Consider the following 21,861-nt stretch of genomic DNA (forward strand, 5'->3'; position numbering starts at 1 on the left):
AGCATTACGCTATTAACCGACCGGACGGTCACAGCGCCTTGCCCATGGAGCAGGCCTGGTTGCGCACCAGAATCACCGCGCGGGCGCCTGTGACAGGGAACCACAGATCGACTATTCTTTTGCCCTCATTTGCCACCGTGGGCGTTCCGATGGCGGTGCCTCGGGTACCGTAGGGCGTCTCTTGATCGACGGGTTTGCGTCCCCGGCGATCGAGCGAATCTCGACGCGACGGGTGTCTCCCCATGACTGCAGTGACCCCCCGAGCCAATCCGGAAGGGCCGGTTTCGGCCTTTGCCCGGCGACACTTCCGGCACTTCAACGCGGCCGTACTGGTCGATGCAGCCGACGCCTACCGCAAGCATATGGACGCGGGCGGCAAAATGATGATCACCCTGGCCGGTGCAATGAGCACCGCCGAATTGGGTAAGTCGCTGGCCGTCCTGATCCGTGCCGGGCTGGTGGATTCGATCTCGTGCACCGGAGCCAACCTCGAAGAAGATCTCTTCAACCTGGTTGCCCACGACTTCTATGAGCGCCTCCCCAATTGGCGGGACCTGACCCCGGCCGACGAGCAGGGTCTGCTCGAACGGCATCTCAACCGGGTCACTGATACCTGCATCCCGGAAATGGAGGCAATGCGCCGCCTCGAGACGGCAGTCCTGGAGGAGTGGGTTGCTGCCGACCGAGCGGGGGAGCGGTTCTTCCCCCATGAGTTCATGTACCGGGTGATTCGCAGCGGTCGGCTGAAGCAGTACCACCAGATCGACCCGAAGGATTCCTGGCTGATTGCGGCGGCAGAGCGAAATCTGCCCATGGTCGTGCCAGGCTGGGAGGACTCGACGCTGGGGAACATGTACGCCGGCCATTGCATCAGTGGCGACGTGAAGAACGTTCACACCGTGCGGACCGGGATCGAGTATATGATCTCGCTGGCCGACTGGTACACCAGGACGTCGACCGATTCTTCCATCGGCTTCTTCCAGATCGGTGGCGGCATCGCGGGCGACTTTCCGATCTGTGTGGTGCCCATGCTCCATCAGGATCTGCAGCGGGACGACGTGCCGGTCTGGGGCTATTTCTGTCAGATCTCCGAGGCAACCACCAGCTATGGCGGCTATTCGGGCGCTCCGCCCAACGAGAAGATCACCTGGGGCAAGCTCGCTGTCGACACACCGAAGTTCATAGTCGAGAGCGATGCGACGATCGTTGCTCCGCTGATGTTCGCCCTGATTCTCGGGGAGTAGTCGCCAGCGCGGCAGCCGTTGATCCGAACGGCCGCCGCGCCGCTGCCCCCGTCACACGAGGTTTCGGCACGGGGAGTGCATTGGCGAACGAGGCCAGCCCCGAGATGGGTGCTTTCCGCTGAGAGCTGATTTCCTTCACACCCGACTCAATCGATACCGTGCCCGCGCCCCCAGACGAAGTCACCCGCCTGCTTCGCCGCTTCTCGGCCGGTGATGAGCTTGCCGCTGAGGCGCTGATTCCGCTCATCTACGCCGAGCTGCACGACATCGCGGAGCGCCAGATGCGGCACGAGCGCGGTGACCACACGCTGCAGCCCACCGCTCTGGTCAACGAGGCGTTTCTTCGGCTGGCCGGCAACCACAACGCCGACTGGCAGAACCGGCAGCACTTCCTGAGCCTTGCCGCTCAGGCCATGCGTCGCATCCTGGTGGACCATGCCCGCCGTCGAAACGCCCAGAAGCGCGGCGGTCGTCAGGAAAAGATCGAACTCGATGATGCGCTGCGGGTCGGCAGCGACGACACCGACGGTCTGGATCTGGAGTCGCTCGATCAAAGCCTCAAGCAACTGGCCGACCTGGACCCCCGCCAGGCCAGGGTCGTCGAGCTTCGTTTCTTCGGCGGGCTTTCCGTCGAAGATACGGCCGCGGTACTCGACATCTCGACGGCCACCGTCAAACGCGACTGGGCGTTTGCCCGAGCCTGGCTCAAGCGAGACCTGACCCGCAACCGCTGATCCCGGGCCCCGTCGTTTGACGCGTCTCCAAGACCTCAACCGTCGGCATCCGTGATTCCATGGCTAGCAGAGATCGGTTCCAACGGCTTCGCGATCTGTTCGAACAGGCGCTCGAGCGACCGGTCGCTGAGCGAGCCGACTTCCTCGCGTCCGCGGCCGGTGGGGACTCCGACCTGATCCGAGAAGTCGAGGCCCTGCTGGCCGAGGCGACCGACCCCAACAATACGTTTCTCGAACCGCCGACGAGCGCTCGGATTGCCCGGGTGTTCGAGGACTCGTCGGGGACGCTCATCGGCGACCAGATCGGCCCTTACCAGCTGACACGGCTGATCGGATTCGGCGGTATGGGAGCCGTCTATGAGGCCCATCGCGTCGACGACCAGTTTCGGAAGCGGGTCGCGATCAAGCTGGTGCGTCGCGGGCTCGAGACCGAGCTGACGATGCGCAGGTTCCGACAGGAGCGCCAGATACTCGCCACACTCGACCATCGCAACATTGCCGCCCTGCTGGACGGTGGCGTGACCGACGACGGTCGACCGTACTTCGTAATGGAGTACATCGAGGGTCAGCCGATTGCGCGGTACTGCAACGAGCGGCGTCTCGCCCCGCGGGATCGCCTCGCGTTGTTCCGACAGGTGTGCACGGCCGTCGACCACGCCCATCGGAACCTGGTGGTGCACCGCGACCTCAAGCCAGGCAACATTCTGGTGGCCAGCGATGGCACCGTCAAGCTGCTCGACTTCGGTATTGCCAAGATTCTGGGCGACGAGGATGATCCGGAGCAGGCGCCGCTGACCCGTGGTGGCATGCGAGCACTGACACCGGAGTACGCCAGCCCGGAAATGGTGGCGGGTCGCCCGCTATCTGTCGCGACCGACATCTACTCCCTGGGCGTCGTGCTGTTCGAGCTGCTGACCGGCCAGCGACCGTTCCGGTTCGACGACCTCACGCTCGCCAGTGTCGAGCGCGTCATCCTGGAGGCGCCGGCCCCGGCGCCGAGCGCCGCCGCAACCGAAGTTCACGCCGCGAACTCGGACCAGCGAAGCCTTGCCGCGCTCCGCCGGGCCCTGAGCGGCGAAGTCGACGCCATCGTACTGACAGCGCTCCGCAAAGAGCCGGAGCGCCGTTACCGATCCGTCGATGCCTTGTCGGAGGACATCAAGCGCCTCCTCGACGGGCTCCCGGTCACGGCCGAGCGCGACTGGGTCGGCTACCGGGCCCGTAAGTTCGTCACGCGGCACCGGATCCCGGTCGGCATCGCGTCGCTGCTGCTCGTCTCGCTAATCGGAGGCATCGTGATCAGCACCGCTCAGGCTCGCCGGGCCGACCGCGAGCGGCGCCGCGCGGAGCTGGTGTCCGGCTACCTGGGTTCGATGCTCGCGGCTCCCAACCCCGCCGCTCATGGCCGCGACATCACCGTCGCCGAAGTTCTCGATACGGCCGCTGCGCAAGCGCGCCGCGATCTCGCCGGAGAGCCTGAAGTGGAAGCGCTGGTTCAGACCACCCTCGGCCACACCTATCACAGCCTCGGCCGGTACGAAGCGAGCGAGACAGCGTTTCAGGCCGCGCTGGAGGCCAGGCACCGCGCCCGGAGCACCCCGGAGGAGATTGCGACTGCCCTGATGAACCTCGGCTCGGCTGCGCTGCGCAATGCCCGGCTCGATCGGGCCGACTCGCTGCTTCGGGTGGCCCTGAACATTCACAACCGGAATCGCCGCGGCAGTGACAGTACCCGCGCGGCGATCCTCGACAACCTCGGTGCCGTTGCCGAGGAGGCGGGGCACGTCGATTCCTCGGAGCAGTACCATCGCGAGGCTCTGTCGATTCGGCGCCGGCTCTTCCCGGGCGATCACGACCTGGTGGCGCGGACCATCAACAACGTGGCAGTCGCGCTCGGTATGCAAGGGCAGTTCGCGCCAGCCGAATCGCTGCACCGTGAAGCGGCCGAGATGCTGGTGAGGATCCACGGCGAGTATCATCCGTCCGCCGCGACAGTGCTCAACACCCTGGCGACCATTCTCGACTTCCAGGGCAAGGACGAAGCCGAGACGCTTTACCGTCGTGTCATTGCGATTCGATCGAAGGTGCTGGGCACCAATCACCCGGACTACGCCTGGACCCTCTCGAACTACGCGGCCTGGCTGCTCAATCACGACCGACCCGGCGACGCGCTGCCGTTGTCACGCGAGATCATCGCGCTGCGCGGCAAGGGCCTCGACGACACGCACCCGGTTCTGGCCAGTGCGTATATCTCCCTGGGACGCTCCCTGGTGGGCGTCGGTCAGTTCGGACCGGCCGAAGCGGCGGTCAAGGAGAGCATCGCGCTGCGACGCGCCACCCTGCCCCACGATCACTGGACCATCGCATCGAGTCAGGTCGCGCTAGCCGAGGTGTATCTCGCCGACGGGCGGGCCGGACGGGCGGAGCCGCTGCTCAGAACGGCCCTGACGCGCCTCCGCGCAACCGTCGGCCCGGACCACCCCCGCACCCGCACCGCCGAGCAGCTTCTCGCGAACATCCGCGCGTCTGCGCAGTGAGCCGGTTCTGACCGGTTCTGCGCGTAGCAGGAGTGACGGGTCGCCCCGTCGTCACGTCCTGGAGGCGCCATGGAGCGGAGCGTACTGCGACACCTGACCCGATCGAGGTCCGGACGAGTTGAGGCGCTTCCCACCCGGGCGCTCGGCCACGTCCCGTCCACCGCCCGCTGACGCGCCCCCTCGCGTGCCCAGGCAATGGCCGTCGGATCTGTTTGCCCGCTTGCGCGGAGCCCAGAGCCAAGACGCCAGCTCGGCAGTGCCGATCGTGAGGCCCGATTCAATGCGGGGTGCCGTCGCTACCGACCGAGGGCGGGTTCGACCAACCAATCAGGACGCCATAGCCCTCTTCAACCCCTCGGATCCGACCGTCCGGGCGCGTGACGGGGTGGTCCTGGTGGTGGCGGACGGCATGGGGGGCCACGCCGGGGGAGACATTGCCAGTCGGGTGGCAGTGGAAACCGTGATCGGGAGCTATGCGGCCGACAATCAGGACCCGGGAGCGGCACTGGTCCGAGCCGTCCGAGCCGCCAACGCCGCCATCTACAGCGAAAGCGCCCGCAGCCCCCACCACATCGGCATGGGAACGACCTGTACGGCCGTACTGTTCCGACAAGGCTTTGCCTACTGTGCCCACGTCGGCGACAGCCGGCTCTACCTGATCCGCGATGGCATCGCGATGCAGATGACCGACGACCACAACGCGGTGTTCGACCGGGTCAGACGCGGAACCCTCGATCGGGACAGCGCCCGTCATCACCCTGACCGCCACCTGCTCGTCAGATCGCTCGGCACCCGCCCGGAAGTCCGAATCGACGCCTGGCCGGCACCCCTGTTCGTCCGGCTCGATGACCGATTCGTCGTGTCCTCGGATGGCCTGCACGACCTGGTCTCGGACGACGAGCTGACGGACATCGTCACCTCTGGCCCGCCCGAAGTGGCTTGCCAGCGCCTCATCGAAGCGGCGTTGTCCCGTGGTGGACCTGACAATATCTCGGCAGGCGTGATTCACGTCAGTCGCTGACCCCGCGACGAACAACAGCCTGACCGTCCGGTCAGGCTGTCATATAAGACTATGCTATCGAACGACTTGTAAGCGGACAGCGGACTGTTTATCTGTTGGCCTCGTAGACGATCTCGCCCGCGATGACGGTCATGATGTTCCGGGTTCCGAGAAGGTCCCGATCAGGGATGACCATGATGTCACGGTCGAGGATCGTCAGATCGGCCCACTTCCCCGGCGTTATCGAGCCGCGCTTATCCTCTTCGAACGCGGCGAAGGCCGCATAGGTCGTGAACATCTTGAGCGCTTCCTCGCGGCTGACTTTCTGTTCCGGATGCCAGACTGAATCGGGACCCGCGTTACCACGAACATCGCGGCGAACGACCGCTGCATAGAACTCGATCATGGGCTCGCCCCGTTCGACGGGCGCGTCGGACCCACCCGCCACCGGAAGGCCCAGGTCCAGGAAGGTCCTCCATGCGTAGGCGCCGGTCAGGCGCCGACTGCCCAGTCGCGCCGGGACGAAGTACAGATCTCCGATGGCGTGCGAGGGCTGCATCGAGGGAATCACCTGCAGCTCCTTGAAGCGCGGAATGTCAGCCGGGTCCACGATCTGGGCGTGCTCGATCCGGAACCGGGGTTCCGTCACCTTGCGATCGGACGCGGGCACTGCGGCCAATGCGCTGGCGTAGGCATTCAGAACCAGACGGTTGCCACCGTCGCCGATGGCATGGGTCTCGACCTGGATACCCGCCCGAAGGGCTCGATCCAGCATGGTCCGGAAGGCAGCCGTATCGGTGGTCAGCAGTCCGCGGGTAACACGATCGTCACTATACGGCTCGAGCAGCAGCGCTCCCCGAGAGCCGAGCGCCCCATCGACCGCCGCCTTGATGGTGCGAACAGTCAGGCGGCCGCCGAACTCGTCGATGCTAGGCCCGCGGTCGAGCAGCGAATCGGCATCCTGACCGGGACCACGAATCGCCACGTAGTTGCGGAGCTTGACCTTCCCGGCACCGTAGAGGGCCCGCATCCGACCCAGTTCGGCCCACGAGACGCCAGCGTCCTGCACCTGGGTCCAGCCCAGCTCGACGCTCCGCCTGGCTCCAATCGTGATCGCGGAGTCGAGAGCCGAAGGATCCTGGGCAGGAACCACGCGATAGACGAGCCGTTGCGCAGCGTCGATCAGCATCCCGGTCGGCTCGCCGCGAGCGTCCTTGTTGATGGCGCCGCCGGTCGGGGCCGGAGTACTGCGGGTTACACCCGCCAGTTCCAGCGCCTTGCTGTTGGCGACTGCCGCGTGCCCATCGGCCCGGCTCAGGATGACGGGGTGATTGGGGGCGATCGCGTCGAGATCCTGACGGCTGGGAAACGCCGCCGGGGTCCAGAACGTCTCGATCCAACCTCGTCCGGTTACCCATTCTCCGGCAGGAGTTCGTTCGACCCGTTCCTTGACCCTGGCCAGAAACGCTTCCTTGGTATCGGTCCCCTCGAGGTTGAGGGTCATCTCCCTCTCCCCGACACCGCTCAGGTGATAGTGCGCATCGGCCCACCCCGGGAAGACCGCTGCGCCGCCCAGGTCAACCACCCGCGTGGCCGAGCCTCGATGGGCCCGGATTTCGCTGGCCGTACCCACCGCAAGGATCCGATCGCCTTTGATGGCGATTGCCTCAGCCCGAGGATTCGCGGTATCCAGCGTGTAAATCACGCCATTGGTGAGCACCAGATCAGCCGACTCGGCGGTCTGACAGCCGGCGAGAGCGGCAAGGAGCAACAAGCGACGCATGGGTGAGTTCCGGACAGAGGAATGAGACGCGGACAGGTGAAAATCTGACCGACATGGGAGGACCGCAAGGTCTCTGTTCTAACAGCGGCGGAGGCGATACGATTGACGCATGCGGCAGCTTGCGACCGTTCGACGTGCATGGTGCTTCGCCGGCATCGTCCTGTTGGGATGTGGCGGCGATCGTGTCATGGCGCCGCCGCCGGACGAGCTGTTCAGCGAGACGACGGCCGAAGCACCTCCTCCGTTGCCGCCCACGATCGTCAACGTACCCTTGCTGGTCGATCTCGACACCGCGATCGAACTGCTCGAAGAGGCGCTGCCCACCCGGTTCGGTAACATCAATCGCAAACAGCCGATTCCGGGCAACCGCCGGGCCAGCTTTGCGTTTGCGGTGCGTCGAGATCCGTTTCGTGTGACCGTGAGCGGCGACACCTTCAACATCGCCACCACGATCCACTACCAGGGACGAGGCTGGTTCAAACCACCGATTGCTCCGGAGATCAGCGGGTCCTGCGGCATCGATGGGCAGCGTCCCCGCGCCCGGCTGGCCATCTCGGTCCGTCCGCAGATCGATCGCGACTGGCAGCTGGTTGCCCGCCCGCGCCTCAGCTACCTCGGACCGGCAACACGCACCGAGCGTGATCAGTGCGAAGTCACCTTTCTCAAACTCGACGTGACCGGGCGCGTCATCGATGCCGCTCGGAGCGCCGTGCGGGCCCAGCTACCACGAGTCGCGACCAGGCTGGCCACGCTGGATGTGCGCAGCGAGATCGAGAAGATCTGGAACGAAATCCAGGAGCCGATTCGTCTCACCGACAGCGTCTGGCTGCTGCTTCAACCTGAGGCGGTCCGCCTGGGGCAGCTGTCCGGCACTCGCCGAATCCTGGGTGGAACCATCGGCATCAGCGCCTATCCCAAGATCGAAACGGGCCCCAAGCCGCCCGTTGCCCTCAAGCCGCTACCCGCGCTGGGCGAGGCCGATTCGAGCACCGGCCTCAATCTGCTGGTGCAGGCCCGATTCGAGTATTCCCTGATCGGCGCTTCATTGACCGAAGAGTTGTCGGGCACCCGGATCGACACCCCGGGCGGGACGGTCCGGATCCAGGAGTTGGCCGCATTCGGAATCGGGGGCGGACGCCTTGCCCTCGGAGTCAGGTTCGGCGGCACTACATCCGGCCTGATCTACTTCGTCGGCACTCCCACGTACGATCCTGCCACCGGGCGGGTGTCGGTACCTGACCTCGACTACGATGCTTCGACCACGCCGCTCCTGGTCAAGGGCCTCGCCTGGCTGAAAGCCGACCAGATCCGTGATTACCTCCGAAGCAAAGCGACCTTCCCATCGGCCGATGCCATGCAGCGACTGACCGACCTAGCGGAGCAGGGAATGAACCGCGAGCTGACACAGGGCGTCCACCTGAACGCCTCCCTCGCTTCGACCGACGTGATCCGAATCCTGCCTCGGCGCGATGCCTTGTATCTTCAGGGGCACGCAACCGGCCAGGCCGCGCTCCATGTCACTGACCGGTTCTTCGCCAAGTTCGACGAGCCGGAGGACTCTGCGGCTGTCCCGGACTCGAACCCCAAACCGCCATCGCCGACAGCTTCCGCCCCTGCGCCTTCAACCGTCGCACCCAGAACCCCATGAGCGAAATCTTTCGCCGTCTCCTGCTGCCAAGTGCCCTGACCTGCGCCGCGTTCGCGGCACCCCTCTCCGCTCAGACCGAGGACGCGCGTGCCGCGGTCGTCGTGGTCGAGCGGATGTTCGACGCCCTGGCCCGCGGGGATACCGCTGGGATGCGCGCGACCTTCGTTCCTGAAGGGCGCGTGGTCCAAACCGGCACGCGTGAAGGACAGCCGTTCTACCGGGTCAACAGTATCGACGACTTCCTCCGGTCGATCGGTTCGGCCGCCGGGCGGAAGCTCGAGGAGAAGATTTTCGAGGTGGAGTCGCGCGTCGAGGACAATCTTGCCGTGGTTTGGTCACGTTACGACTTCTTTGTCAACGGCGCCAAATCGCATTGCGGAGTCGACAGCTATCAGCTGGTTCGAGTCGGCGCCGAATGGAAGCTGCTCCACATCGTGGATACCCAGCAGCGTCCCTGCCCTACGCCCTGACACGGCTCTTCAGAACGTTCGACTCACAATCGTGACCGGCGAGGGGTAGCTCATCGGTCCAATCGGCGTATCGACCGTGGGCACGGCGCGCAGGCTGACCTTGGCAGGGTCGGCCTGTTGCCCGGCAATCGACAGCGCGAGGTTGGCGAGCGACTGAGCCGAGCCGTCGAAGAACTCGAGCAGGTCGAGCCGCATCCGCATGGGAATCAGCCCCGGGTCACCGGGAACCAGCACTATGGTCGTATCGAGCAGGCCCGAAATCGTTTCGCGATCATCGAGATGCAGCGACCACGCCAATCGGATCATTCGTGCGGAGACCGTGTTCTCAGCGGGGTTCAGGGCGCGCACGTTGACGAGGAACTCGAAGGGGAGCTCACGCCGACCAAGCGCCAAGGCAATCCGACCGGCATCGACCGCAGTCAGGCTCGAATAGTCCCGGATCCGCCCGAGTTCAACCCCGGCGAGCCGGCCGTTCTGCACGCTCGCAATCGAAAAATCCACGTTGCGAAGGGCTGCCAGCTGTTGCAGTGCCGCACATCCGACCAGCCCAAACAGCAGACCGACTGCGATGACGATTCGCTTCATATCCCGGGCTCCGAATGGCGACCATCCCCAAGATACACTGCGCGCCGCCGACGCCGCCCGGTGCTGCGGGAATCGCCGGACGTCGTTAGGATTCATCCTCTCCTTCCTCCCGACACCGATGCGTCTCACGTGATCCACGGCATTCTCGATCTCGCCGGCCGAAATGGCGGCTTCCTCCGTCGCAGGGAAGACGGCTATCAGCCGACCAACCGCGACGTTTCCGTCTCTCATCAGATCATCCGTCGATTCGACTTGCGGCCAGGCGACGAGATCACAGGTGCCGCCAGCAGTGGGGGACGCCCCACGCTGACCTCAGTCAGCACAGTCAACGGACGACCGGTGGAAGAGGCGGCGCAGCGCCCGCAATGGGATCGGCTCACGGCGACCCACCCGAACCGGTTGTTGCGTCTGGAGTGCGCGCTCCAGCGACGAGGCCAGCCGGATCTGACCACCAGGGTGATCGACCTGCTGTCGCCGCTTGGCCTCGGTCAGCGGGCGCTGATCGTGGCACCGGCCAAGGCCGGCAAGACAATGGTACTTCAGGCTATCGCGCAGGGAGTCTCAGTCAATCACCCGTCTGCTACGCTGTTCATTCTCCTGGTCGACGAACGCCCCGAGGAGGTGTTCGAGATGGAGAGCACGGGCTATGGCGAGGTGATCGCCTCGACCTTCGACCATCCGCCCGCGCGGCACGTCGCCTGCGCGGAGTTGATTCTCGAGCGGGCCCGTCGGCGGGTGGAGTTCGGCGAGGATGTCGTCCTGATCGTCGATTCGCTGACCCGGTTGGCGCGCGCCTACAACTCGGTCACCAAGGGCAGCGGTCGGACACTCTCGGGCGGCGTCGGCGCCGAGTCGCTCGAGCGACCAAAACGCTTCCTGGGCAGCGCGCGCAACGTCGACCCGCGGCGCGGCGGCGGATCCCTGACCATCATTGCCACCGCCCTGATCGACACGGGCAGCCGGATGGATCAGTTGATCTTCGAAGAGTTCAAGGGCACCGGCAACAGTGAGCTGGTGCTGAACCGAGACATGGCGGACCGGCGGATCTACCCGGCTATCGACGTGATCGCAAGCGGGACCCGACGGGAAGAACTGCTGCTGGGCGAGGACGCGCTCGCCGCTTCGAAAGCGCTGCGGCGGCAACTGGACGGAATGAGTCCGATTGCCGCCGCCGAGACTACCTTGGGCCTGATGCGCCGTCACCCCGATAACGCCTCGCTCATCGCGAGTTTGGCGCGCTGACCGCCGGGCCGGCCGCCGGCTCCTCGAGCGTCTCGAGGAGCTGGCGCCAGGTAAACCAGTCCTTGCCCCGAATCCACTTTTCGAACCACTGGAACTCCGAGACCGCCTTGACCAGCTGGTTGCGCGGCGCGGTGATGCCGTGGGTGTCGCCCGGATAGACGAAGTACTCGACCGGCACGCCCAGCTGGCGCAGCGCCATGTGCAACTCGTCCGACTGGGCCCGAGGCACCCGCGGATCGCCGTCGACGACATGGATCAGGGTCGGCGTCCTGGCGTTCTTGATGTATCGGAGCGGCGAGACGGTCCAGTACGCTTCGAAGTTGTCGTAGGGAAGGTCGCCACCCATGTACCACTGACGGTTCCGCTGGATATCGCTCTGCGCATACATCGAAATCCAGTTCATGGTGCCGGCACCGCTGGAGATGGCCTTGAACCGATTGGTCTGGGTCATGATCCAGTTGGAGTAGTGCCCGCCCGCACTCCAACCCATGGCGCCGAGACTGTCCGGGTGCACCAGACCCTGAGCGATCAGATGATCGACGCCGGTCATGATATCCTCGTAACCGCGGCGGAAGTAGCGGCCCACGCCGGCGGTCTCCATCCGGTGCCGCTCACCATAGTTCGAGGAGCCTCGGTAGTTCGGCAGGAGAACTGCGTAGCCGGCCCCGGCATACACCTGCGACCCGTAGCCTGTGTTGAAGCGAAGCAGGTCGGCCGCGGCCGGGCCCCCGTGGATCTGCACCACCAGTGGATACCGCCGACCTTCCTGATACCCGACCGGCTTGACCAGCACCCCGCCGATGAGCCGCCCATCGCGTGACTTCCAGGTAATCTCTTCGGAGCTGCCGAGGGCGAGCGCTTCGAGTTCGGGATTGACGTTGGTAAGGCGGACCCAGGTATTCCGGTTGGCCAGGTCCGCCTCGGATCGGGCCAGGTAGATCGACGGCGCGGTGACGGGGTCCGTATAGCTGACGAGAAGCAGCCCCGAGGCCTCGTCACGAGATGCCATCACGGTCGCAGCCCCGGTGGTGACCTGGGACACCCGACCCGAGGCAACGTCGACAGAAAAAGTATGCATGGTGGCTTTGGCGCCGGTCGTGAAGAGGATCGACCGGCCGTCCGGAGCCCACCACCCCGCCGATAGCGGGCCATCGAAGTCCGCGCCGAGCTTGCGCAGCGACCCGCCACGGTCCGTGGTGGCGCGGAGGTAGAGCTTCGGATCGCGGGCGTACACGAAGTCGTTGGGCGCCGAGAACGCCATCCACCGACTGTCGGGCGAGAAGAGGATGTTCGACTCGCCCGCTTCGGCGTTGTTGGTAATCCGCTCGACCCCGCCGCTGGCGACCTCGATGAGGTAAAGATCGTCGTAGGTTCCGGACTCGGTCACGGTCCGACGGTAACGATCGTCCGGCGAGCCGCGCACGCCGGCCCACTTGCCGTCAGGAGAGATCGACACGCTGGCCACGCTGAAATCGCGGCCGCCGCTGAGCCGGCGTTCCCGATGACCATCGAGGTCGAGGACCCAGAGGTGACGGATGGCCGGATTCTCGTTCCGGATCCGGACATCGAAGCGCTTCTCCATCCGTGCCTTGCCGTCCGCATCGACCGTGTCAGGCGAGACAAAGAAGATCTGGCGGCTGTCATCCGCCACCTGCCACCAGCCGATCGGCGTGGCGCGCTTCGTCAGTTGGACCGGGGCAACCTCACGGCCGGCCGCCAGCGCAGTCACGTCGAGCGACCAGAGCTGCCGCTCGTCGGCCTTGCCGGCCGCGAAGACGAGACGCTTGCCGTCCTTGGTGAAGGTGAACTGACTCACGCCATCTTTGGCGTCCGTAATCCGGCGCGCCTCGCCACCGTCGGCTCGCATGGCGTAGAGCTGCGCAGGGGCAGCAGGACCCACACCGTCGCGATTCGAGCTGAACACAAAGAACGAGCCGTCCCGCGCCCATTGGGGGTCGGTCTCGTTCTTATCGCGGGTAAAGGTCAACTGGCGTGCCGACGACGTCCCGGTCGCGGTCGAAACGATCCAGATATCGGTGAACCGGCGCGCCTCTTTCCAATCGGGCGCTGACAGGGTGTACAGCATCCAGCGACCATCAGGCGACAGCGCGGTCTCGTTGACCTGATTCATTCGCTGCATGTCCATGAACGTCATCGGCCGCCTGGCCTGTCCCGACAAGGCGCCGACTGTCGCAACCGCACCGACCACTCCGAGCGCCAACGAGGCGCGAAACCCTGACTCAAACACAGCGTGGACTCCAGACAGAGAGGGAGACAGGTGAAACGACCGACATGGCGAAGGCGATCGGCCCGGACCTGCACCATGGTACACTGCCGCCGGACTGCGGGACAGGGTTACCCCCGCCCCGTATGCCGGTCCCTCGGCCGAATCAGACGGCGCGACGCTTCCAGGTGCCGCGCTTGAAGAGCATCGCACTTACCAACGCGAATGTCGAGAAGGCCACCGGAATGGCGATGAACGCTCCGGTCGGGCCGTAGCCGGCCACCTTGGCAAGCATGAACGCCAGCGGAATTTCCCAAAGCCAGAAGCAGAAGAAGTTGAGCAGCGTCGGCGTCCGGGTGTCGCCGGCCCCGTTGAAGGCATTGGACATCACCATGCCGTAGGCGTAGAACGGGAAGCCGGCGCTGATGATCCGCAAGCCAAGCACCGCGTAGCGTGATACCTCGGGATCGGTCGTGAAGATGGCAACGATTGCCGGTGAGGCAATCACGAACAGGAGCCCGAGCGAGCCGAGGAACCAGAGGTTGAGACGGCCCGCCCGCCAGACAGCCTCCTCCGCGCGCTCCGGTTTCCCGGCGCCGAGCGACTGGCCTACCATGGTGGCGGCGGCGTTGCTCAAGCCCCACGACGGCAGCAGCGCAAAGAGCACCACGCGAATCGCGATCGTGTATCCGGCGACGGCCTCGGCTCCAAAGGTGGCCACGATACGAACCAGGCCGATCCAGCTCGCCGTGCCGATCAGGATCTGACCGATGCCCGTGCTCGACAACCGGAACAGCCTGACGATCAGGGCCGGATCGATCCGCAGGTGGCGGCGCTCGATGGTGAACCGGCGGTCGGCGCCCCGCAGACGATGCAGCTGGTACAGCACGCCGATGCCGCGCCCGATCGTGGTGGCCACTGCGGCACCCTCGACGCCGAGTTCGGGAAACGGACCGACCCCGAAGATGAGGAGCGGGTCGAGAACCAGATTACAGAGGTTGGCAATCCAGAGGCAGCGCATGGCGACCGCAGCGTCGCCCGCGCCACGGAAGATCGCATTGATCAGGAACAGCAGCAGAATCGCGGCGTTGCCGATGAACATGATCCGGGCAAACCCGGTGCCCCGCTCCGCGGTCTCGGGACTGGCCCCCATCAGTCGCAGTAGATCGGTCGCGAAGAGACCGCCGACGACCGCAATTGGGATCGACACCAGGACACCAATCACGATGGCCTGCACCGCCGTTCGCGAGGCGGCCTCGGGGTCCTTCTCGCCAATCCGCCGCGCCACCATGGCCGTAGCGCCGATGCCAAGACCCATGCCGAGTGCGTAGATCACGCTCAGCATGGCCTCGGTCAGCCCGACGATGGCCACCGCCTCCGCACCGAGTCGGTTGACCCAGAACATGTTGACGACGGCGAAGACAGACTCGAGCGCCACCTCGAGCACCATCGGAATCGCCAGCAGCAGGAGCGCGGGGCGAATGGGACCCGAGGTAAAGTCTTTCCCCTCCGCGCCCGACAGAGCGTCGCGGACGGTGTGCCACCAGCCGGGCTTACCCTCCTCCGGCGAGGGCGATATTGATGTGGACGTCATAGCAGATCCGATCGACGGTTGATTGCCGTTCGGAGGGCCTGATCAGGCAAGGAGTCGCTGGCTTGGACAGTGGAAGAGTCGCAAGGAATGCGGTCTCGAGCGCGGATCAGTCCCTCGTCTGGGATTCGAGCGCCTCGAGACCACCCCGACCAAACGGGGACGGTACGGGAAGGCGCTCAGTGTGAGACGATTCGCATCCGCATCGATCGGTCCTTGCTGAAGATTGGACCGGCTGGAGCCGGCCACAGCCTTTTATTGTAACACTGAAATATCGTGGGCTCAAGCACGGGCCTGGGCTACGCCGTTGCGCCGCCGTCGACCACCATGACATGCCCGGTTACGAACGAGGCCTGATCGCTGGCCAGGTAGAGCGCCGCCGAGGCGACTTCTTCGGGTTGACCAAGGTGATGGAGCGGCTGGTCGCCAGCCAGTTCCTTGGCCCGTTCAGGGTCCTTCCAGTAGTACTCGCTGAAGTCGGTCTGGATCAAGCCGGGGCAGATCGCGTTGACGCGAATCCCCTTGGGGCCGAGTTCGCGCGCCCAGCTGCGGGTCATCATGATGAGCCCCGCCTTGGTGAAGCTGTAAAGCATCCCGCCCGGCTGCGGCTTGAGTCCCGAAATGGACGCGATGTTGATGATCGACCCGGGCGCACCTCGCGCAATCATCCGCGGCGCGACCAGGTTGACGAGGCGGAACGCGGCCAGCACGTTGACCTCGACCATCTTGACGAGCATTTCATCTGTCAGCGCGAGAATATCATCGTTCTGACCGATGTTGGTGGCGCTGTTGTTGACCAGGATATCGATCGGACCCACCTCCGATTCGGTACTGGCCACCACCCGCTCGAGATCCTCCTTCTTCCCGACGTGGCAAACCATCGGCACGACCCGTCCCGGCAGGTGCGCAAGCGCGGCGGCGGTCGCATCGAGCACATCCCGCTTGCGTGAGGCGATCACGACAGACGCGCCCGCAGCGGCCAGCGCCGCGGCGATACCGCGACCGATCCCGCGGCCGCCGCCGGTGACCAGCGCCGTGCGCCCGGCCAGAGAAATCGAAACGCTCATAGAGGTGCCGGCTCCGTGGTTGTGCGAGGGTGGAGGTCGGTGGCATCCGCGACCCGTTGCAGCTCAGCGAGGAACAGGGCGGCAACGCCATCAGGGTGGACTGGCCGCTCGCCATGCTGCTTGGTTGGTACGCCAGGCGACCCGAGAGCCGGGGGTGCCAGCGCCAGGGTCCGGAGGCCGCGGACGCCGTAGTGGTCACCCAGCCACCGGGTCAGCGCGGCTACCGCGTCTCCGATCACGGCCAGGGTCGCGGGCGGGGCGGATGGCGCTCGCCAGGCATCCCAGGCCGCGACGCTGACCAGCCAGCCCTGGCCCCGCCGGATCATATCGGGTACCACCAGGCGGGTCAGGCCGAGGTAGGCCAGGAAGCTGGCGTTCAGCTCGTCCCGCCAGGCCGCATCGGGAAGGTCGATGCCACCGGGCTCGATGGCAGGCGCGTTCCAGCAGACCAGGTCGATTGGCCCGACGCGCTGCTCGACGTGGGCGACCAGGGCGGTGGCATCACGCGGCTCCCGCAGGTCGGACCGGAAGGCCACCCCGCCCAGCTCCGCGACCAGCGCCTCGGCGCTCTCGCCGGCAACGTCGGTGGCGACGAGATGAACTCCCTGTCGGGCCAGACGACGGCAAATGGCCCGCCCCACCAGGGAGGAGGCGCCGGTTACCAGGCAGACTCGATGGGCCAGGTCCATAGAATGCTCAGGATGGAGGGGCGCCGACGGCAGCTGCAACGGGTCGGGTCGATCGCTACCGATGCCGGCGTTAGTTTAGGCAGGTTTCGTGGATCCTGCCATCTCCTTCATCGTGAGCCATCTTTGGCATTCTCGACCTACACCAGCTTTTCCCGAGAGGACTGGGCCGCGCTGCGGTTCAATACGCCGATGACCCTCGCGGAGCCCGACCTTGCCGAGTTGCGAGGCACCAACGAGGCTCTCTCGATGGTCGAGGTCGAAGAGGTCTACCTGCCGCTCTCGCGATTCCTCAACCTGCACGTTGCAGCCTCTCGAGACCTGGCGCGCGTTACCGATGTTTTCCTGGGACGCACGGCAGGCCGGCCACCGTACGTGATCGGTATCGCGGGCAGTGTCGCGGTCGGCAAAAGCACCACGGCCCGGGTCATGCGCGCGCTGCTGGCCCGGTGGCCCGACCACCCGACGGTCGACCTCGTCACGACGGACGGGTTCCTCTACCCGAATGCGGTGCTCGAGGAGCGCGGACTGATGCATCGCAAGGGATTCCCCGAAAGCTACGACGTCCGACGCCTGGTTCAGTTCGTCGCGGACGTCAAAGCCGGGGTCCGCGAGGTGGCCGCGCCGGTCTATTCGCATCTCGTGTACGACGTGGTGGAAGGTGGGGTCCAGGTCGTTGATCAGCCTGACGTCCTGATTCTCGAAGGGCTCAACGTCCTCCAGGGCGGCGACGGCCGCGGAGCCGATCGGGACCGGCCCTTCGTCTCCGACTTCTTCGATTTCTCGATCTATGTGGATGCCGACGAGGAGGCGATCCGCCAGTGGTTTCTCGGCCGGTTCCGTCGCCTCAGGGAAACCGCCTTCCGCGACCCCAAGTCCTTCTTTCGGCGGTACGCAGAGATGGCGGAGCCGGACGCGATTGCCTACGCCAATCGGGTCTGGGACGAAATCAACGGCCAGAACCTCCGGGACAATATCGAGCCCACCAAGGAAAGGGCCCACCTGATCCTGGAGAAGGGGCCTTCACACGAGGTGCGGGGAGTCAAGCTCCGTCAACTGTGAACAGGTCGTTCCTGGCTGAAACCGGGAGGGCGGGGGTACCGTACTTGACCTGTTCGAGCCCAAACTTGGAGGGGGTGCCATGCGAGTCGTTCTACTTACCGCCGCCGCCATCGCGACGAGCGGCCTTGTCGTTCCTGTACTGGTAGCCCAATCGGCCACGGTTGCGGTCGCGGCCAGCAATCCGAAGCTGGTGGGTACCTGGACCGGGAACTACACCACCGATGGACCATCGGGTCCGATGTCACTCGTCATCAGCAAGCCAGCCGAATGGGCGGTCAAGGTCGAACTGAGCGGCGACGTCCCCACCCCGGGCGAGCCGACGGACGTTTCTGTCGTTGGTGACAAGGTGACCTGGCGGCAGACCTACGGCGAGTTCGATGTCACCTTTGTGGCCACCATGAGCGAGGACGGCACTCGGCTCACCGGCACGCTGGAGGCAAAGCAGGGCGGCAGTTACGCAGCTGGTGGAAACTTCGCCCTGACGAAAAACTAGCCGATTGGCGGGTCAGCGGGTCGAGAGCACCTCGACCCGCCGCATCACGTCGCCCTCCGCAATCCGGTCGACGACGTCCATTCCGTCGGTCACGCGTCCCCAGACCGTGTAGTTGAAATCGAGCCGCAGATTGTCGACCAGATTGACGAAGATCTGGGCATCGCCGGTATCGCGCCCGCGGGTCGAGATGCCAAGGGTGCCGCGTTCGTGCGAGGTCGCGCTGACTTCATCCCGCATGTAGGGGCCGTCGCCAACATATTCGTTGGCGCCCGGGCTGCCACCCTGAATCACGAAGTTCGGCACGATTCGGTGGAACGTGAGGCCATCGTAGTAGCCTTCCCGGGCGCGTGTGACGATGCGCAGTACGGTGGCGGGCGCCAGCTCGGGATACAGGGTGACCTCGAACTGCTCAGAGCGGCCGGCAGCTCCCATCATGGTGATGCGCAGCCGGGCACCCCTGAGCGCGTCGGCTGCGGCAACCGACACCGGCGCGGGCGCCGCGCGGGCCGGGTTGGCCGCAACGGTACGGCCCGACCACCGTGTCAGAATGGCCGCGGCCCGCTCGGCGATGACGGGGTCGAAGTCGGTGAGGTACGGCCGCAACGCTGCGCTATCGGCCGGTTGCCCCAGTTCATTCAGCCGATCCATCAGTGCCACTCGCGGGTCTCTCGAGGTGTCCTTTCCTTCGGCCGAGATCCGACGCAGCGCAGCGAGCGCGGCGTCGACCGTGGCCCGGGGTGCCGGACTGCCTGCCAGTGCCCGCGCGGCGGTCTGAACCAGCTGATAGTCGGGACGGCCCAACTGGGCGCGATAGATCGAGTCAGCCGCAGGCCCGGCAACAGCGACGAGCGCGGTGATCGCGGCCTCACGGACGTTATCGTGCTCATCGGCGGCGAGCGCCCGCAGCAGCGTCTCGTCCTTAAGTGATGTTGCCGCCCGCGCGGCGTACATCCGCAGGTGCCAACGGCTCGAGCGGGCCATCGTCGGGACGGCCTGGCCTGCCCGATCCGGATCGAGCGCAGCGAGCGAAAGCAGGGCCCTCGCGCCGCGGTGCCAGGCCAGAGGGCCGGCAGCACGATCGGCCGCGACCAGTGAGTCGACCAGCGTGCCCAGCAGCTGTGCCACAGCGGCGCGATCAGGACAGCTCGCATCGATGGCCCCGATGGCCTCGAGAGCAACGGACAGTTCGGGATCGCGCGCCGCGGCCAGCAGCGGGGCGCAATCGAGGGCGCGCCGCTGACGGCTCCAGCTGCGGACGGCCTCGATCCGAACCATCGTGGCCGGATCCGCCATCAGGCGCAGCAGCAGGCCGCGCTGATCGTCGATGGCCGCGCTGTCGGCCGCCCACAACGTCGCCAGCCGCCGCACCCCGGGATCGACGTCGAGGGCCAGGAGCGACAGCACCGTTGGATTTCGGGCGCCGGCATGAAGCAGTGTTTGCGCAGCGGCTCGACGGATTGCCGGAGCTGCCGTTGGTCCGTGGTATGCGGTCAACGCTTCCAGTCTGGCAATCGTCGCCGGTCGTTGCCCGGCGCCGCGTCCTGCCAGTCGCGCAAACGACTCGGCGGCCCGGGTCACCTCGAGCACGTAATCGGCGGGGCCGTCCTGACGCAGCAGCCCGTCGAGCGCATCGGAGATCCGGCTGCGTAGCACCGGATCACGGAGCGGCAAACGTGCCAGCGATCTGGCGAGGGCAGCCTGGACGCTGAGGTCCGTATTCAGGGCGAGCCGATCGAGGAGGATGGTGGCCACTGTTGGCGCGGCGGCACTGTCCTGGCCCAGTTGTCCCAGAGCCCAGATTGCCTCGATGCGCACCAGAGGCCTCGAGTCATCGAGCGCCGGAACCACCCGCGCCACCAGGGTACCGCGTTCGAACCGTCCGAGTCCGCGCAGTGCCGCCACCGCCACGGCTTCGTTCGGGCTTCGAAGCCCGTTCAACAGGGGAGCCAGATCTGCTTCGGCCATGCTGCGCCGGTCTTCGGCTGACAGCATTGCCTGCCGCGAGGGCTCTTGCGCGGCAAGGCCGCCTGGCGCTGCCAGCACCGCGAGCAGCAGGACCCCCCGGGCGGCGGTCATCGCACGCCAACCTGTCCTGCAACCGAGGCAACCAGCTTGGCGCTGTCGTAGCCGACCCCGTCGCGGAAGACCCAGCGTACGCTGCCGAGCGCGGTCGGATCGGCCATCGGGTTCCGATCCAGCACCACCAGATCCGCCCGTTTACCGGCCTCGATCGTTCCGTACTGATCGGCTTCTCGCAGCACCGTAGCACCGTTGGCGGTGACGATGCGAATCGCCATTTCGGGGCTGAACCCCGCTTCGACCAGTAGTTCGAAGTTGCGGTGACTGCCGTAGCCCGGCAGCATACCGTTGCCCCACGGATCGACACCGGCGGCCAGAAGTCCACCTGCCGCGACCCAGCGACGCTCGAACTGCATCATCTTCTGGAACAGGAGCGGCGGCACAAAGCCCTGCCCCGAGTTGACCTGCTGGATCGCCGCCTCGACGGAATCCCGGACTCGCGGCGACAGTGCAGCCCGAGCCGGCTGGCTCAGCCGGGCACGCCCGGGAACGAACAGCTCATACACAGCAAGCGTCGACGTCAGCGACACGCTGTGGGCCAGCAGGTCCCGGATGGTGGAATCGACGGCGGCACTTTCGACATCGACGGTGACCTGATGCCTCATGTTATCAGGAGAGCATCGATCGGGCTGCCGGTTTGGAACGTAGTCGCTGTTGGTAATGAATCCGTGCTCCAGATTGTTGATGCCGAGCGCCGCCGCTTCCCGGAAGCTGACCGAGCAGAGATGGCCGGTGACGCCCATGCCGTTGCGATGAGCTTCCTCGATCGCGGCGCCCAGTACTTCGCGCGAAACGTTGCCCGAGAACTTGAGCCAGGTGGCGCCTTCGGACGCCCAGTAGCTGATGACCCGGCGAGCTTCATCGGCGGTCTCGAGCCGCCGGCTGCGCGCCGGGCCGGCCCCGGGACCGTCGAGATAGGGTCCGCTGATGTGCATCCGGGGACCGGGAGCCAAGCCGCGGTCGATGTCGCGCTTGGTGTTGATCTCATCGTACGGCATCTGCCCTCCAGCCGTCCGGATGGTGGTGACACCCAGGCCGAGGTACAGTCGCGGGGCGGTCACAGGCATCTGGGCGAGGCCGGCAGACGAATTGAAGTACTGGTGACCGTGCAGGTCGACCAGGCCAGGGATGACCGTTGTGCCCGCCAGGTCGTGCACCTTGGCCCCGGCCGGAATCGCGACCTCGCCGGTACGACCCACCGCGGCGATCTGTCCGTCCCGAATCACGATCGTCTGATTCTCTCGCGCAGCGGATCCGGTACCGTCGACGACCCGGACACCGCGGAGAGCGATTACCGGGGCATCTTCGACGATGAACTCGCGCACCAGCGACGAGAAGACAGGCCGCGGCTGGGCGTTTGCCACGCTGGCGAAGATCGTGAGGCAGGCAATCAGGCGAACTGCGAACATCGGAACC

At 65.8% G+C, this 21,861-nt stretch carries 17 protein-coding genes; 9 read left to right on the forward strand and 8 right to left on the reverse strand.

The genetic code is table 11. The annotated features are described in order from the left end of the window. The first annotated feature begins 242 nt into the window (after positions 1-242). The 4 genes from KF785_05220 (at position 243) to KF785_05235 (ending at position 5,536) form a co-directional block, all read left to right on the forward strand. Positions 243-1,244 carry a deoxyhypusine synthase family protein gene (locus KF785_05220; protein MBX3146149.1) on the forward strand — a complete coding sequence of 334 codons (1,002 nt, stop codon included), beginning with the start codon at positions 243-245 and terminating at the stop codon, positions 1,242-1,244. A gap of 158 nt (positions 1,245-1,402) precedes the next feature. Then, on the forward strand, positions 1,403-1,978 hold the full coding sequence (locus KF785_05225) for a sigma-70 family RNA polymerase sigma factor (GenBank protein ID MBX3146150.1): 576 nt from the start codon (positions 1,403-1,405) through the stop codon (positions 1,976-1,978). A 59-nt stretch (positions 1,979-2,037) separates the two neighbouring features. Beyond that, positions 2,038-4,515 (forward strand): serine/threonine protein kinase, encoded by a 2,478-nt coding sequence (locus KF785_05230; GenBank protein ID MBX3146151.1) that lies wholly within the window; start codon positions 2,038-2,040, stop codon positions 4,513-4,515. Between the two features lie 280 nt (positions 4,516-4,795). Continuing rightward, positions 4,796-5,536 (forward strand): serine/threonine-protein phosphatase, encoded by a 741-nt coding sequence (locus tag KF785_05235; GenBank protein ID MBX3146152.1) that lies wholly within the window; start codon positions 4,796-4,798, stop codon positions 5,534-5,536. An 88-nt stretch (positions 5,537-5,624) separates the two neighbouring features. Here the strand turns inward: KF785_05235 and KF785_05240 are convergent, their stop codons facing one another. Continuing rightward, complete coding sequence (locus KF785_05240; protein ID MBX3146153.1) at positions 5,625-7,298, reverse strand: amidohydrolase; 1,674 nt, start codon at positions 7,296-7,298, stop codon at positions 5,625-5,627. A 109-nt stretch (positions 7,299-7,407) separates the two neighbouring features. Here KF785_05240 and KF785_05245 point away from each other — a divergent pair, with 109 nt between their 5' ends. Then, the gene (locus tag KF785_05245) at positions 7,408-8,946 is read left to right on the forward strand and encodes a DUF4403 family protein (protein MBX3146154.1); all 1,539 of its coding nucleotides are present in this window, start codon (positions 7,408-7,410) and stop codon (positions 8,944-8,946) included. Next, positions 8,943-9,416 (forward strand): nuclear transport factor 2 family protein, encoded by a 474-nt coding sequence (locus KF785_05250; GenBank protein MBX3146155.1) that lies wholly within the window; start codon positions 8,943-8,945, stop codon positions 9,414-9,416. The genes KF785_05245 and KF785_05250 overlap by 4 nt, the downstream gene beginning before the upstream one ends. Before the next feature lie 9 nt (positions 9,417-9,425). On the opposite strand, the gene KF785_05255 is transcribed toward KF785_05250, so the two are convergent. Then, a complete protein-coding gene (locus KF785_05255; protein ID MBX3146156.1) occupies positions 9,426-10,001 on the reverse strand; it encodes a hypothetical protein in 576 nt (191 codons plus the stop codon). Positions 10,002-10,130: 129 nt separating this feature from the next. Between KF785_05255 and rho the strand changes: the two genes are divergently transcribed. After that, positions 10,131-11,243: a transcription termination factor Rho gene (gene rho / locus KF785_05260; protein ID MBX3146157.1), complete on the forward strand. Its 1,113-nt coding sequence runs from the start codon at positions 10,131-10,133 to the stop codon at positions 11,241-11,243. Here rho and KF785_05265 read toward each other — a convergent pair. From KF785_05265 to KF785_05280, 4 genes are all read right to left on the reverse strand, one after another. Then, a complete protein-coding gene (locus tag KF785_05265) occupies positions 11,221-13,491 on the reverse strand; it encodes a S9 family peptidase (protein MBX3146158.1) in 2,271 nt (756 codons plus the stop codon). The genes rho and KF785_05265 overlap by 23 nt on opposite strands. 142 nt (positions 13,492-13,633) lie before the next feature. Continuing rightward, positions 13,634-15,061, reverse strand: a complete 1,428-nt coding sequence (locus tag KF785_05270) for an MATE family efflux transporter (protein ID MBX3146159.1) — start codon at positions 15,059-15,061, stop codon at positions 13,634-13,636. A 296-nt stretch (positions 15,062-15,357) separates the two neighbouring features. After that, on the reverse strand, positions 15,358-16,125 hold the full coding sequence (locus KF785_05275) for a glucose 1-dehydrogenase (GenBank protein MBX3146160.1): 768 nt from the start codon (positions 16,123-16,125) through the stop codon (positions 15,358-15,360). Continuing rightward, positions 16,122-16,814, reverse strand: coding sequence for an SDR family NAD(P)-dependent oxidoreductase (locus KF785_05280; GenBank protein MBX3146161.1), 693 nt, complete (start codon positions 16,812-16,814; stop codon positions 16,122-16,124). Before KF785_05280 ends, KF785_05275 begins: the two co-directional genes overlap by 4 nt. A 123-nt stretch (positions 16,815-16,937) precedes the next feature. Here KF785_05280 and coaA point away from each other — a divergent pair, with 123 nt between their 5' ends. Together coaA and KF785_05290 are read left to right on the forward strand one after the other, a co-directional pair. Further along, on the forward strand, positions 16,938-17,873 hold the full coding sequence (gene coaA / locus KF785_05285; protein ID MBX3146162.1) for a type I pantothenate kinase: 936 nt from the start codon (positions 16,938-16,940) through the stop codon (positions 17,871-17,873). A 79-nt stretch (positions 17,874-17,952) separates the two neighbouring features. Further along, positions 17,953-18,366 carry a hypothetical protein gene (locus KF785_05290; GenBank protein MBX3146163.1) on the forward strand — a complete coding sequence of 138 codons (414 nt, stop codon included), beginning with the start codon at positions 17,953-17,955 and terminating at the stop codon, positions 18,364-18,366. A 12-nt stretch (positions 18,367-18,378) separates the two neighbouring features. Here the strand turns inward: KF785_05290 and KF785_05295 are convergent, their stop codons facing one another. Continuing rightward, a complete protein-coding gene (locus tag KF785_05295) occupies positions 18,379-20,442 on the reverse strand; it encodes a peptidylprolyl isomerase (GenBank protein MBX3146164.1) in 2,064 nt (687 codons plus the stop codon). After that, a complete protein-coding gene (locus KF785_05300) occupies positions 20,439-21,854 on the reverse strand; it encodes an amidohydrolase family protein (GenBank protein ID MBX3146165.1) in 1,416 nt (471 codons plus the stop codon). The genes KF785_05295 and KF785_05300 overlap by 4 nt, the downstream gene beginning before the upstream one ends. Positions 21,855-21,861 lie beyond the last annotated feature (7 nt).

This window comes from Gemmatimonadales bacterium (assembly GCA_019637315.1).
In the GTDB taxonomy this organism is placed as follows: domain Bacteria; phylum Gemmatimonadota; class Gemmatimonadetes; order Gemmatimonadales; family GWC2-71-9; genus SHZU01.

Coding starts and splice junctions, on each gene's coding strand:
- KF785_05220 (MBX3146149.1), top strand. CDS start 243: ATGACTGCAGTGACCCCCCGAGCCAATCCGGAAGGGCCGGTTTCGGCC.
- KF785_05230 (MBX3146151.1), top strand. CDS start 2,038: ATGGCTAGCAGAGATCGGTTCCAACGGCTTCGCGATCTGTTCGAACAG.
- KF785_05235 (MBX3146152.1), top strand. CDS start 4,796: ATGCGGGGTGCCGTCGCTACCGACCGAGGGCGGGTTCGACCAACCAAT.
- KF785_05240 (MBX3146153.1), bottom strand. CDS start 7,298: ATGCGTCGCTTGTTGCTCCTTGCCGCTCTCGCCGGCTGTCAGACCGCC.
- KF785_05245 (MBX3146154.1), top strand. CDS start 7,408: ATGCGGCAGCTTGCGACCGTTCGACGTGCATGGTGCTTCGCCGGCATC.
- KF785_05250 (MBX3146155.1), top strand. CDS start 8,943: ATGAGCGAAATCTTTCGCCGTCTCCTGCTGCCAAGTGCCCTGACCTGC.
- KF785_05255 (MBX3146156.1), bottom strand. CDS start 10,001: ATGAAGCGAATCGTCATCGCAGTCGGTCTGCTGTTTGGGCTGGTCGGA.
- KF785_05270 (MBX3146159.1), bottom strand. CDS start 15,061: ATGACGTCCACATCAATATCGCCCTCGCCGGAGGAGGGTAAGCCCGGC.
- KF785_05275 (MBX3146160.1), bottom strand. CDS start 16,125: ATGAGCGTTTCGATTTCTCTGGCCGGGCGCACGGCGCTGGTCACCGGC.
- KF785_05280 (MBX3146161.1), bottom strand. CDS start 16,814: ATGGACCTGGCCCATCGAGTCTGCCTGGTAACCGGCGCCTCCTCCCTG.
- KF785_05290 (MBX3146163.1), top strand. CDS start 17,953: ATGCGAGTCGTTCTACTTACCGCCGCCGCCATCGCGACGAGCGGCCTT.
- KF785_05295 (MBX3146164.1), bottom strand. CDS start 20,442: ATGACCGCCGCCCGGGGGGTCCTGCTGCTCGCGGTGCTGGCAGCGCCA.
- KF785_05300 (MBX3146165.1), bottom strand. CDS start 21,854: ATGTTCGCAGTTCGCCTGATTGCCTGCCTCACGATCTTCGCCAGCGTG.